The organism is Pseudoalteromonas sp. APC 3893 (assembly GCF_030408095.1).
Classification (GTDB): domain Bacteria; phylum Pseudomonadota; class Gammaproteobacteria; order Enterobacterales; family Alteromonadaceae; genus Pseudoalteromonas.
This window is the reverse complement of record NZ_JASDCD010000023.1, coordinates 1-14,414: the sequence shown is the minus strand read 5'-3', so window position 1 is coordinate 14,414 and position 14,414 is coordinate 1. Positions and strand designations below refer to the sequence as shown.

General features: G+C 39.0%; 8 protein-coding genes and 1 pseudogene. 8 read left to right on the top strand and 1 reads right to left on the bottom strand.

All coding sequences use genetic code 11. From position 1 onward, the window contains the following. The first annotated feature begins 117 nt into the window (after positions 1–117). The 8 genes from QMA12_RS18540 to QMA12_RS18505 all read left to right on the top strand — a co-directional run bounded on the left by QMA12_RS18540 (position 118) and on the right by QMA12_RS18505 (position 14,226). Positions 118–822, top strand: a complete 705-nt coding sequence (locus QMA12_RS18540) for a DNA-3-methyladenine glycosylase I (RefSeq protein ID WP_290211009.1) — start codon at positions 118–120, stop codon at positions 820–822. A 17-nt stretch (positions 823–839) separates the two neighbouring features. Next, a complete protein-coding gene (locus QMA12_RS18535) occupies positions 840–2,249 on the top strand; it encodes a protein adenylyltransferase SelO family protein (RefSeq protein ID WP_290211008.1) in 1,410 nt (469 codons plus the stop codon). Positions 2,250–2,746: 497 nt separating this feature from the next. After that, a complete protein-coding gene (locus tag QMA12_RS18530; RefSeq protein ID WP_290211007.1) occupies positions 2,747–3,805 on the top strand; it encodes an OmpA family protein in 1,059 nt (352 codons plus the stop codon). A gap of 488 nt (positions 3,806–4,293) precedes the next feature. Next, entirely contained in the window at positions 4,294–5,238 is a 945-nt protein-coding gene (locus QMA12_RS18525; RefSeq protein ID WP_290211006.1) for an autotransporter outer membrane beta-barrel domain-containing protein, read from the top strand. Beyond that, positions 5,238–6,236 carry a hypothetical protein gene (locus QMA12_RS18520; RefSeq protein ID WP_290211005.1) on the top strand — a complete coding sequence of 333 codons (999 nt, stop codon included), beginning with the start codon at positions 5,238–5,240 and terminating at the stop codon, positions 6,234–6,236. Before QMA12_RS18525 ends, QMA12_RS18520 begins: the two co-directional genes overlap by 1 nt. A 45-nt stretch (positions 6,237–6,281) precedes the next feature. Beyond that, complete coding sequence (locus QMA12_RS18515; protein WP_290211004.1) at positions 6,282–12,140, top strand: hypothetical protein; 5,859 nt, start codon at positions 6,282–6,284, stop codon at positions 12,138–12,140. A gap of 211 nt (positions 12,141–12,351) precedes the next feature. Then, complete coding sequence (locus QMA12_RS18510; RefSeq protein ID WP_290211003.1) at positions 12,352–12,984, top strand: 2OG-Fe dioxygenase family protein; 633 nt, start codon at positions 12,352–12,354, stop codon at positions 12,982–12,984. 9 nt (positions 12,985–12,993) lie between these two features. After that, entirely contained in the window at positions 12,994–14,226 is a 1,233-nt protein-coding gene (locus tag QMA12_RS18505) for a cysteine desulfurase-like protein (RefSeq protein ID WP_290211002.1), read from the top strand. Between the two features lie 40 nt (positions 14,227–14,266). Here the strand turns inward: QMA12_RS18505 and QMA12_RS22240 are convergent. Further along, positions 14,267–14,414, bottom strand: a pseudogene (locus QMA12_RS22240) (hypothetical protein); the annotation flags it as partial.

Sequence of the window (14,414 nt, the reverse complement as noted above, 5' to 3'; positions counted from 1 at the left end):
CCGTCTAGGTGTCAAGGCTAACTATCTCAGTATGTATTGATCTTTGTTGGTGAAAGGTTACGTATTACCTGCTTTTTTCGTACACTAGCAAATAGACAAAGCAAGGGTAGTTAATCAATGGAAAAGTTTCAGGATATTTATCAACGAGCAGCACAGCGAAAAGGCGGTAAAGCGATGTTAGCGCAATTGCTGCATGCGCCACTTTCACAGGCACAGCTTAAAAAGTTGCCCGATGATGCTTGGCTTGAAGAGTTTACCCGCAAGGTTTTTCAAAGTGGCTTTTATTGGTCTGTTATTAATAGTAAGTGGGCAGGCTTTAGAGAAGTGTTTTGGGATTTTAATGTAGAAAAGCTACTGATGATGCCACCTGATATGTTGGAACAAAAAGCCAGTGATGAACGTATTATTCGTAACTTTAAAAAAGTACAAACGATTCCTGAAAACACGTATATGATCCATGAAGTCGCTAAAGAGCACGGGAGCTTTAGTGCGTTTATTGCCAATTGGCCTACAGGCGACATCATTGGTTTATGGGCGTATTTAAAAAAGCATGGCGCACGTTTAGGTGGTAATACAGGGCCTTATGCATTACGCACTTTAGGTAAAGATACGTTTTTACTTTCTCGCGACGTAGAAAGTTACTTACGCGCGCATAAAATTATAGACGGTGGCTTACAAACTAAAAAATCCCTCACCGCCGCACAAGCTTTTTTTAATGAACTGCACAAACAAAGTGGCTTAAGTTTGCAGGAGCTAAGCTTAATTGTAGCCTACAGTGTGGGTGATAATCGTGTGGGTATTCAAACAATTGAACCGCAATAGCGGCGAAAGGTAATTTCATGAAATTAGTATCACGCTATACCGACATCGCAGAGCAGTTTGCTATAGCCGATAGACCAAGCCCAGTAGGCGCACCTTCGCTACTGTTATTTAACGACGCTGTGGCTAAACAATTGAGTATTGATATTGCCTCTGAACAACAAGCTGGCGTGTTTAGTGGAAACCAACTCATACCAAATATAGCGCCTGTTGCACTGGGCTATTCCGGCCATCAATTTGGTCACTTTTCACCCCGCTTAGGTGATGGGCGCGCGCATTTACTTGGGGCTGTTGCAGATCAACAAGGACTACTTTGGGATATTCAACTTAAAGGCTCTGGCGCAACACCGTTTTCTCGTGGTGGTGATGGCCGTTGCGCTATTGGCCCCGCAATACGTGAATATATAATGAGTGAAGCAATGCACGCATTGGGTGTACCGACAACCCGATGTTTAGCGGTCGTCGCAACGGGCGAAACCGTGTACAGGCAACCACCACAACGTGGCGCAATTGTGACTCGTGTTGCATCAAGCCACATTCGTGTTGGTTCATTTCAATACTTAGCCACGCAAGGTGATGTTGCAGGTTTAAAAGCCTTAGCAGATCTGGCGATTGAGCGACACTATCCTTATATACAAAGCGCAGGCCCTGAGCGTTATTTAGCTTTCTTAAGTGAAGTAATAAAAAAACAAATCGCACTTGTGATCAGCTGGATGCGGGTGGGGTTTATTCACGGTGTAATGAATACTGATAACACTCTTATTAGCGGTGAGACTATTGATTATGGCCCGTGTGCGATGATGAATCATTTCGATTTTGAGACTGTGTTTAGCTCCATTGACCGCCAAGGCCGTTATGCCTTTGGCAATCAGCCTAATATTGCAAACTGGAATTGCGCGCGACTAGCTGAGAGTTTAATGCCGTTAATCAACGAAGATGATGAACAGGCAATTGCTTTATTAAGCCCTTTAATTAATAGCTTCGCTGAGCAATTTAACTACGCGTTTACTCAGATGTGGGCAGAAAAATTGGGCCTTGATGGAAATCAGGATTCAGATAGTGAGCTGGTGGCGCAGTTATTGGCTTTATTAAAAGACCATAAGCTTGATTACACCAATACCTTTGATGTATTAACTGAATCACTACAAGATAATGCTGAAATACCAATAACCTTAACTCAATGGTCGAAGTTATGGTTGCAGCGCACCAATAGGAGCAGTTATGAAGTTATGCGTAAAAACAATCCTAAATTGATCCCGCGCAATCATATTATAGAAAATATCTTAAATGACTTTGTACAATCAGGCCAAAGCGCTACTCTGAGAGAGTATTTAAAGGTGTTGCAAAAACCGTATCAAGCGCAAATCAAAGAAACCTGGTATACAGAAGCTAAAGACGATGCGCTTTACAAAACTTTTTGCGGTACTTAATTTTGTCATAGCTGGCTGTTAACTTGCTTTTAATTATTTTTTGATTCACAGCAGGGAATAGGAGACATTGCTATAAAAAGCAGCAACTCTCATGAGTTTTGATGATGTTTTTTTACTGCGGGCTAGTTAATGACTGTTATTTATTAATTTTTTTGAAAAATAAATACGGTTTCTACTTGTTGATTTAAAATTAACCAATATAATGCCCTCATGGACTTTAAAATTTGCATTACTTAGTCGATAAATCGCTAATACTCTATGTAACTACTTTTTTACTCATAGTAATTACAATATGCAATTACTATGCTGGTTAGATAAAGTTTTTTATCTAGTCTATACTAAATCTGCGATTTATTATTAAAACTGCTTTAATTGATAAAAATACAATTTAAGTGTTTTCGTTAAGTAATGATTAACAAATGATTTTGTACTCTGGTCAAACTTATTAAGCTAGGGTCACTTAGCTACAATTTAATTGTGAAAATGGGAAGGAAACAATGAAATTAAAATCACTTACTATTGCTATAGCACTAGCTGCAACTAGCGCTTCAAGTTTTGCAGCCGAAAAAGAAGGCTTCTTTATCGGTGCATTTGGCGACTATTACGACGCATCATGGGAAAATATCCGTGGTACTAATGGCATGAATGTTGATGATTCAACAGGTTGGGGTGCTGAGTTAGGTTACCGTTTCAACGATTACTGGAGCGCACGTTTAGAATACGCTGATATGGATTTTGATATTTCGAGTTCAGATCCAGCTATGACTGCAACCAGCATGGACGGAGACCGTTTAGGTATTGATGGTCTTTACCATATTAATGGCGGTCCTTTTTATGGTCTTTTTGGTCTTAAACAATTAGATGTTTCTGAAAATCTTACATTCGCTAATGTAGGTGCTGGTTACCAGCATTATTTCACAGACAACTTCGCGTTTAACGCTGAAGCAGCTTTATACCAAGGTCTTGATCGTGGTTACACCGATGTTGCTGGTAAATTAGGTCTTAGCTACATTTTTGGTAAGCAAGGTTCATCAGCACCGGTTGAAGCGGCGCCAACAGCAGCAGTAGTACCTGTTGCAGTAGCTCCGACTGATAGCGATAATGACAACATCCCTGATGCTGACGATCAATGTGCTAACACACCTATGACTGATGCTGTAGATGGTACTGGCTGTACATTATACGAAGATCGTGAAGTAACTAAGAGCTTACTAATTACTTTCCCTAACAATACTTCAAAAGTATCTGAAAAATATTTAGATGATATTGATAAAGCAGTTGCTTTCTTAAATGAGCACCCAGGTACTGAAGTACTTCTTGAAGGTCATACTTCATCTGTAGGTAAAGCTGATTACAATAAATGGTTATCGAAAAAGCGTGCTGACGCTGTTGCAGCTCGTTTAATCGAAGACGGTATTGATAAAGAGCGCATCATCACTGTTGGTTTAGGTGAAGAGCGTCTTAAAAATGAAGCTAACACGGCTTCAGCTCATGCTGAAAACCGTCGTGTTGAAGCACATGTAACTGTTATTGAACGTGTAAAAGTAAAGCGTTAATATACAGTAAAATGTTAAAACCCAGCATATGCTGGGTTTTTTTATGCCTGAAAAGAATAAAGTTCATACACATTGATTTTATGTAGCTTACTGCTATTTATAGTTATTATAATAGTTTCAAAAGAGCTGCAATAAAATACCTACGCCAGCAAAATATCAAGAGTATGTAGATAAAATCAATGCGACAGCGGCAGATACGTATCGATATTTAAAATTCCATCGCATGCCAACATATACACTCAAAAGGCCGATAGTATCATTATTCAACAAGCCGCCTAGTTTCTTTTTAGCATCAAATTATTGCAAAAACCCGCTTTATGTGGGGTTTATTAAGTTTTCATTCATTTTCGCTTGACGATGACTTCTGATCGTCTAAACTCTTTCACATATAAAATTAATATATGTTATTTTTTGTTACCATGGAAGGTGCGGTGAGCATCTCACTCTTTCCTATTAAGGTGACTTTATAGCAGTGAGAAGGCGTCATAATGAAACTACCTTTACTAACAGCAGTCCTATTTAGTGCATCAGTGTATGCAACCCCTAACCCCTCATTCAGTGAAATCCGAATTGGTTTCGAAAGTGTTGGCTATAGTGAAACCTTAGGGGATGTTGCTGGTTTTGGTCAGCTAAGTCAGTCTATTGATGTAACTAATACAACTATTCGTCAGATTTCTTATAGTGGCCTAAATGACGACTGGGGTTATTATATTGACTCAGCTAGTACTTTTATCCCTGAAATTGAAACTGAGACTTGGAGCATGGAGGAGTTTGGCGCTGTACAAGAAAATGCGTTTAAAATTCGTTCGACCGAAGTCGGTGCAAAAGCTGCGTATAATTTCAGTCAAGCAGTTCAGTTTACCGCCGGTGTTAGATTCTTTACTTCAAGTTTCACTCGTTCAAACTTTTCTTTTGTGCAGCCGGGCGCAGATGCATTTGACCAAGCATTAATTGCAATCTCCGATGATCCTGACAACCCTGCTCGTTATACATTACCTGGCATGGATGGTGGGCATACTGGTGAACAGCAAAACTATACCTCAAATTTAAGCCCTGTTATTTCAGTCTCAGAAGATCAAATGGGCATATTGCTAAGTTTAGGTGCTCGCTATGATAGCCGATTACAAGATAGCTTCAACAAATATAGTTGGTACATTGAAGGAGAAGTAAGCTCGCCGATGTATTCGCAAATCCAGAATACTCAGTTTGAAACTACGACACTGACTGATAGTTTTAACGGTTGGGGGGTATTTGCAAGAGCGGGTATGCGCTACCAGGTGCTTCAGCATGTTGCAGTTGTTGCGGGTATAGACGCAAATTATAAAACTAGAGATGTGGTAACTGAAAATTTAGAAAATGGACAGCGCTTGAGAGTACCTGAAGTTGAGTACACTAACATCGCTTATACACTTGGTATGCAATGGAGCTACTAATGAAAAAAATATTGCTAGCAACAATTATAGCAAGTGTGAGTTTAACGGGCTGTAAAACCATTGAATCAGTACAAAAAGATTTAGGTAGTATTACCTCAGGGCTTACTGGTGATGAAGCAACACCAGAGCAAGTACAGTTAGCTTATGAGAAGGCTGAACAAGCTTTTCAAGAAGCTCTTACAGCATATAATTTAATAGATTCGGAAGCGCTCGCTGACTTCGACACAGAAAAAGTATATGAGGCTAAAGATGTATGGCAAGTGCTTGAAAGTGAATTTGCTGAATTAAGACTATCGCCAGGTCACGCCCTTGATAGTGCGTCATTGTTTTCATCAGATACAGTAGCAGATGAAATTATGGAACAAAGTCAGCAAGTTATTATCTTGGTTGAAGGGGCTACAGTTTCAAAAGAGCGCATTACAGCAGTGCTTAAGCCTGTTAGAGAAGAGTTTGCTGTATTGACTCAAATTGACGCAAAGATTCATTTTGAAAAACGTTATTCTACATTGGATGAGCAACACCAAGAACTAAAACAGTTACTTATAGATGGTAAAGAAGCACAAGTAGAGCAGTATGTACCTCAGCTTTTAGATCAGCTAACAGCATTAGAAAAAGATGCCGTAGTGCAGTTTTATTTCTCTGAGCATATTCACAAAATTTATAAATTAGCTAATTCAGATAAAGCTAGCGTCTTTCCTGCTGTTTACCGTGATGTAAAAATACATTTAGAACAAGGACAAGTTTATGCACAGCAAAATTACCGTGAATACGATGGTATAAAGCTAAAAGCCGATCTTGTCGCGCACCAGATTGCTCGTATTAATAGTTTGTATAGTGAGTATACAAACTTAAAAACAGCGTTAGATGATAAAGAAATTGAGAATGAGCTGCTTAAATTTGAAAACGAATTAGCTGAACTTACAGAGAAAGTAGGATTAGGAGATTTAAGAAATTTAACGTTTTCAGAACAATTGAACAAGGTCAAAGAAAAGTTGTAACAATGAAATACATACAGAACTTTATCCATTTAAGAGGGGAATAGAATGGATTTTTGCAACAGCAAACTACGCATTGCTTTATTTACGAGTGCACTACTTTTAACTGGCTGTGGAGGCGGTGGTGATGACAGTGGTGGGACAACACCAGTCGATCCAACAAATCAAAGTCCAACTATTAGTTTAGTCGCTCCCACTGAAGCGATAGAGCAAGAAGCATTTACACTCACAGCTAATGCAACTGATAACGATGGTAGCATTGCATCTTATAGCTGGAGTCATGATGCTGGAATCGAGTTGACAAGTGATAGCCTGTCAGCGGCCAATGCGACATTTACTTCCCCTGATATAACAGAAGATATAACAGTTAACTTTACTGTTACAGTAACCGATGACAAAGGTGCTACGGCTTCAAAAACACAAGAAATAGTTATTAAGCGCAAAGTGTCGAATGTCACTATTACAGGCCTGGTTACCGATGAACCTATTGCCAATGCAATGCTTGAAATTGTTGTTGGTGATGAGTCTTTTCCTACTCAAGCGGATGCAAATGGACGTTACAATGTATTGCTAGATATAGATGAATCATCAAGCAAAAAGTTGGTAAGAGTTAAGGCCAAAGGTTTAGATGCTTCAAATCCTGGTGTTGAATTTGTTTCTCAATTAAGCTCGGTTGAAAAGCTTTTAGCGCAAGCTGGTGAAGATAATACGCTTGATAGCACGGATAACTTTGGCGTAAACATTACTAATGTTACTACGGCTGAATATGCATTGTTAACTCGTGGCGGTGTTGAACCAAGTAATGAAGAAGAGCTTGATGCTGCACTGCTGAACGTTGATGCCGATGAAAAAATTCAATTAGCGACATTGATCAAAATTGTTGTAGATAACCCAGATTACCAATTACCTGAAGGTGTTAACAGTACTCTAGAGTTGGTTACAGATGAAGCTGTTGCACAAAAATTTGAAGATGAAGTCAATGAAAAAGACCCTGAAATCATCGAAAAAACCAAAGAAGAAATCAAGCAAGATGATGACTTAGTAACAGGTTCTAAAACCTCACTAGTGGGTGATTACATTATTAATTCTCCTCGCTATCACAACAGCCGTGCTTATCATTTGCTATTAAATGAAGATAACAGCGGTACTTTTAATTCGATTACACAAAGTGAATTAACTTGGGAAAGTGTAGATGGTGTTATTAAGTTAAGTTTCGTAGACCCTGTAGTAAATAGTGAATACACAAATACTGAGGAAAATACGAGTAATACCATTTTACTCAATACCTTGAGTTTTGAAGTTCTAGCTGAAAATGATGTATTTAGAACCCTTGATATTACAGAGACTACATCACGTAAAACAGTTAACACTGTAACAGGTGAAGAAACACTGACGCCAGAAGAGCCTTACATTTATACGTCAAACTTAATTAATAAGGCAAAAACACTAGCACTGGCTGAGGGTGATTTAATCGGAACTTGGGCTTTAGATACCGTGAATTCAGGCTTTCATGCAGACGACGCTGAAACTATTATTTTTAATAGCGATGGGACTGGTGAAGTAGTCACTGATAATAATGAACCGTTTACTTGGTCACTATCAGGCACTAAGTTGTCAGTTACGTATGACAATGATGGGGAAGTTGGGGTCACTGACTTTTGGTTTACTAAAGCACTAAAAGGGGGCTATCAATTAGTCACTCTAGATGCAAACTCAGATGAAGCAGCTAACACTACGGCAGGCCTATTAATTAAAAAAGAGCCAGTCTCATTAACAAATGAAGACTTAGTTGGTCGTTGGCATGGCTATATTGGTACATCACAGTCATTTGACATGAATGTCCATGCAGATGGCACTGTTATGATTGGACTTGGGTATACCCGATACCAAGGTGAGATTAGTGACGATGAATTCACTCGAAATCTATATGTTTATAATGATAATGCAGTTACTAGCTGTGCTGGTCTTGATGATAGCTGCTACTTATATCAGCAAATGAGTCATGAGTTCTTAAATGTAAAAGATGACCATTACTATGTTTTAAGAACATTCAAGGAGTTTGATTTAGAAGGCAAGGCTACATCGAGCAATGCAGGTATTTTAGTGTATAAATATAGTAAAAGTCTTGTCTATACTGAATTTACAGAAGAGTTGCTGAATCAAAGAACTGAGTTATATAGAGAGAATGGCGGAACTGACTTCTTGTACCCTATGGGTGAAGGATACACTTTAGACCTAAATGGAGAGAGATTTACAGGCTTAACTTTTTCCGATGGAGTCTTGAGCTATGAAGTTGACGGCATCACTTGGTATGTTGAACTTGTTTCAGCTGATGAGAATGAGATTGTTATTTGTCACTACCAACAAGGAAGTGAATGTAATGAAGCATCTCAAATAACTTATTTACCTAAACGTCCTAAAGTAACGCTTACTACCAACTCAAGCGGCAACGGTGAGCTCTCACCTAACTCTCAAAATTCATTTTGGTATCAAAATGTTGGTTTTGAAATAACCCCAGCAGACGGTTATGTATTAGATACCATCGAAGGCTGTGAAGGTTATATTGAAGGAAATCATTATATCGCGTTTGCTAGCAATGTAGATTGTGAAATTACTGCGAACTTTAAAGAGCAACAAGAAACAGTAGGAACCTTTATACTTAGTAACCAAGATTTTTATTATGCAAGTGCTTATACAGTAGAGTTACTTGAAGATAATACAGGCTCTTTAACTTACAACGGTAAAGTTGATATAACGTGGAGTCAAAGTGCTGAGGGGGTTATAGAGATTACTCCTTTAAGTGATTTTGTTTTACAAGAATACGAAAGCTACTCTAATAGCACAGGAATGAATGTTGTGACTAAGGATATTGCAACAAAACTGACTGTAACTCCACTCCCTGAGAAAGGCAGTAATTGGTTTGAATTAGAGCGAGACATTGAGCAATTCCAAGATGATGTGCTTGTTGACGAATACACAAGTTCATATGAAGTGAACAAAACAGCGCTAGACCAGCGTTTATCTATTATAGCTGATGACATCGTTGGTGAGTGGTCTGTTGACCTGGTAGGTGAAGATACCGTTTATAAAGTAACTTTTAGTGACGACGGTACTGGTGTATCCCACAATATCAGCGATTTATCTGATGAGAGCTTTACTTGGCAAGTTAGTGATAACACTATGGTGCTTAACTTCCCTGAGGATGGCGGAACAGAGTCACTTTATATCACTAAAGATCTAAACGTCGGTTATCAGGTGGTTACTCAAGGTATATTTGATGGTGAGCATTATACTGACTCGGGCATCATGGTACGCCGTAACGAGCAAGCTATTACGGCAGATAATTTTGTTGGTCGCCACCAATTTAGAGATGGTCATGGCATTGATACTCATTGGTCAGAAATGCAAGTTTACGATGACGGAGAAATTTTCTTTACCTTTAGTACAAGCGCTTACCAAAGAGGGTTTGAAGATGGTCATTTAAAGCGTGATCTATATACCGAGTATGTTGATGGTCGTTCACAAAGAGTTGATTGGTGTGATGTCACTTTAGATAGCTGCACTCTAGAGGGAGAATTTATCTATACCTTAGTTGCTGTTGATGGTCAGCGTTATTTTATAGAGCGCACCTTAAGCGATGGTTCCTTTAATGAAGGCACTACAGCACACCTATATATCCATGATTACAGCCCTTCAACAGAGGTCGATCAATTTTATGAGTATGATTTAGATTATATTGGCCTTTATCAAAATGATAGCAATGGCATTGCCCGCTGGTTTGTTACTTATGGTGATTACGATGAAGCCCAAGATAAACAATATTATACTTTCCAACTTGATGATGCTGAGCCTGTTAATGTTGAGCTAGTTGACGGTAAGTTAGAGTTAATACTTGAAGGTCAAGATACTGTTATTGAATTAATCGATAACGATCGCCGTAATGTTACTTTCTGTAAGTATCAAAAAGGTAATAGCTGTTTAGAAGAGGATAGAGTCTACTTATCGTTTGATAAACCAAGTTTTACTGTAGATATAAATACAATAGGTAATGGTACTGTTAGTGAATCTAGCTTTACTTTGTCAGATGGTGAAAGCCGCGGAATAAATTTATACCCAGATACGGGTTATGAGGTGGATTCAATAGAGGGTTGTGAAGGGACTTGGCACTCAGCTAATTACTATGAAGTTGGCCCAATCACTGAGTCGTGTGAGATTAACGTAGAGTTTGTTGAGGCAATACCGCTTGCAGAGAAAGCGGGGATTACAGATCCAGTGCTTGCAGAGTGCGTTAATAACTCAGGTTATACACGATTAGAGCACATTAAGTCATTGGATTGTGCATGGACTGTTAATGGTGAAATAACGTCTTTAGTCGGGTTGGACGCTTTTCCTAATTTAGAGGAGTTTAGAGTCAGTGAGTTGAATTTAGGTGGTGGTGATATTGATATGTCTCAGTATCCCGCTCTTAAAGTTATTGGCATTCACAACTCAGACGTTACATCACTTTTAGTCGATGACCCTAGTGTAATTACTGAGCTTTATTTAACCTCAAACCAACTTATAAATATAGATTTATCTGAATATACGAATTTGATGCGCTTAGATTTATCTCATAACGTTTTAACAAATATTGAATTAAGCCAAAATATTGAGCTAGTTCATTTATACTTGAGCGCGAATCAACTGACAGAGGTTGATACAAGTAATAATCCTAAACTACAATTTTTAAGCATCGATTCTAATGCGTTAACTACGGTTAATTTACAGGAAAACATTAACCTTCAGGAGTTAAGATTATCTTATAATCCAATTACGACTATAGACCTTTCTTCAGTGACAGAGCTATTAAATCTGGAGTTGTTTGCTGTTCCGTTAGAAAGCTTGGATTTATCTGTCAATACAAAGCTAACAAGGTTAATGGTCAGTAGTGATAATGAGAGCTTAACGTTACTTGATGTTGGCCACTTGGTAGATTTAGTTCATTTAGAGTTGACTCAAATGAGACGAGTTCAGGAGATAAACCTGTCAAACTTAGCCAAGCTAGAGCAACTACATTTAGGTGGAATGGGGGGGCTGTCTTCTTTAGATTTGAGCAACCTTCCAGCGTTAACTCATTTAGATATCAGCTTTACTGGGATACAAAACTTAGACTTTACACAATTAATAAATTTAAACTCAATTAATTTAGATGGTGTTCAGGCTGAAGAGCTTGTTGACTTTTCTGAACTTTATAGAGTATCTGAATTAACGTTCTCTGAGCAACTGAATGATGTCGATTTTAGTGCTTATACAAATTTAACATCTTTGACGTTTCGTAATTCGAATTTAACTAATTTGGACTCAATCCCTTATCCAGAGAAACTAGTCTATTTAGATCTACAGAATAATCCTGAATTAATATCCGTTAATTTCAGCCTAATGACAGGGTTGCAGAGCTTAAGCCTTAGACAGATTCCAGTTGAAGTTTTAGATTTTTCTAATAGTCCAAGCCTTCAATATGTCTATGCCGTTAATAATTCAATCAATAGAGTGGTAGGGCTTGATTCTGAGACTAATAAGCAGGGAAGTTATACATTTTTAACTAACCCGCTTTCGCCAGAGACAATTACCTACTTTGAGAGCTTACGTGACAATCAAAACTATAATATCGACTTTGATGTTGTTTATAGAGTTCGGTTTTACAGAACCGGTTTGGGCTCACTTCCTGATAGTACTTTATACTTAGGTGTCGGCGAGACACAAGGATTTGGTTTTGTTCCACGATCAACTACTGAGATAGGCGATGTAACTGCTAGTTGTGAAATTAGATTTATAAGTGATAGCGAGCTTCGAGGTAAGAACTATGAAGTAGGCCCGCTCACGAATGATTGCGAGGTTGATGTTGAGTATATCGAAGTAACACCCTAGTTTAGTTAATACCTTTATAGACTATTAAACGACCACGCCATGTGGTCGTTTTAATTTTTAAATTAAAAATTCAATAAAACACGATTTTAGATCTTAATTTTATACATTTACTTGCCTTTAACTAAATAAAGACGCAAAAATTCCTCTCTACTTGCATTAAAATCCCTTTCAATATTTATGAGTTAGTCTCTTATTTTTTAGGTGATATTTTATGACAGCATTAAACAACCAGAACCTATTGCAACTTCGGTTTGTAAACCAAGCTCATATCGAGGCGGTAAAGCCATCATTTGCTAATCTTCCGGCTAATCCGTACGCCGATGGTGCTTTTCGTAAACGCCGCTATTCAGTGATCAAAGCACAAGGTGACGAACTAAAACTACAAGCCACTAAAGCCTTTGTACAAGATGATTCAATTAATACCTTTCAAGGGAATGTTGAACGCACGTATGAGAACTTAGAGTCAAGCTTACTGCAAAGTGAAGGCATGAAAAGTATCGTTAATGAATTTCGTGCGATTACAGGTATTAGTGAAGAGCGTGATATTGAGATTCATCAATTTAGAATGCTTGCTATCGAAAGTGATACGCCACCAGCACCTGAGGGCATTCATCAAGATGGTTTTGATCACGTGTGTATTTGCGGTGTATCTCACGAAAATCTAGAAGGTGGTGAGCTTTTAGTATATGAAAACAAACAAGCTGAGCCATGTTTTAGAATGGAAATTAAAGACGGTATGTTTGCACTTATTAATGACCGTGAAGTTTGGCACAATGCCACACCAATGAATAAAATTGATGCAAGTAAAGACGGTTACCTAGACTGCTTTGTATTGACGGCTTAAGGAATTACAATGAATTTAACTAAACTTCGTCGTCAATTTCCGGCATTAATGCAACAAGTGGCGGGTAAGTCACCAATATTTTTAGATGGCCCGGGTGGCTCGCAAGTACCTCAAACAGTGCTTAGTGCGATGTCAGCCTATTTAGGTTATTACAACTCCAACTTGGGTGGAGCGTTTTTCTCAAGCGATAAAACAGTTGAGCTAATGGCAAATGCACGCCAAGCGGCAGCTGATTTACTCAATGCCCCGTCGCGCGATCAAATTGTATTTGGCGCGAATATGACCAGCTTAACGTTTAGTTTTAGCCGAGCCATTTCTCGTGATTGGCAAGCGGGTGATGAGATCATTGTGACTAATGCAGATCACTTCTCAAACGTTTCGTCTTGGCAGCAAGCCGCAGAAGATAAAGGCGTTAAAGTCAATGCTGCGCTTATCAACGAGGCTGATTGCAGTTTAGATTTAGCACATCTTGCTAGCTTACTAAATAGCAATACTAAGCTTGTTGCAGTGACTTATGCGTCAAACACCACAGGGTCTATTAACGATATTCAACGTATTGTGGCGATGGCTCATGAAGTGGGTGCTCTCGTTTATGTTGATGCTGTACATTATGCGCCTCATGAATTGGTTGACGTGCAAGCGCTAGATTGTGATTTTTTAGCCTGCTCTGCTTATAAGTTTTTTGGCCCGCATCTAGGCATGGTTTATGGTAAGCGTGAGCATCTTGAAGGATTTACGCCTTACAAAGTTGAGCCAGCCAAAGATGTGATCCCAGGACGTTGGGAAACGGGTACGCAAAGTTTTGAGGCATTAGCAGGGCTTATTGCTGCTGTGGATTATATCGCAGATATTAGTGAGCTTGATGGCAGCTATTCACGCCGTGATAAATTAGCTTCGGCTTTTGCTAAAACGAAACAGCATGAAATGGCGTTGAGTGAGCACTTCCTTACGCGTTTGGTTAATTATCCTAAAATCAAGCTATTTGGTATTGATGATTTAGAGCGTTTATCAGAGCGTACACCTACCTTCGCACTGACATTTGAAGGGCTTGAACCGCGCCAGGTCTCTGCGTTTTTAGGTAAACAGCATATCTGTGTTTGGGATGGTAACTTTTACGCACAAGGTTTATGCAAGCAATTGGGTGTATTGAATACTGGCGGCGTTGTACGTATTGGTTGTATGCACTATAACACTACCGAAGAGCTTGATAAGTTATTTGATTTGTTTGATGAACTGGTTTGAAGCTGCCAGTTTTGTGTTTAATGTAAATACTTGACAGTGGTCAGCAGTTAATCAATTTTTTTGACCGCTGACCGCTGACCGCTGACCGCTGACCGCTGACCGCTGACCGCTGACCGCTGACCGCTGACCGCTGACCGCTGACCGCTGACCGCTGACCGCTGACCGCTGACCGCTGACCGCTGACCGCT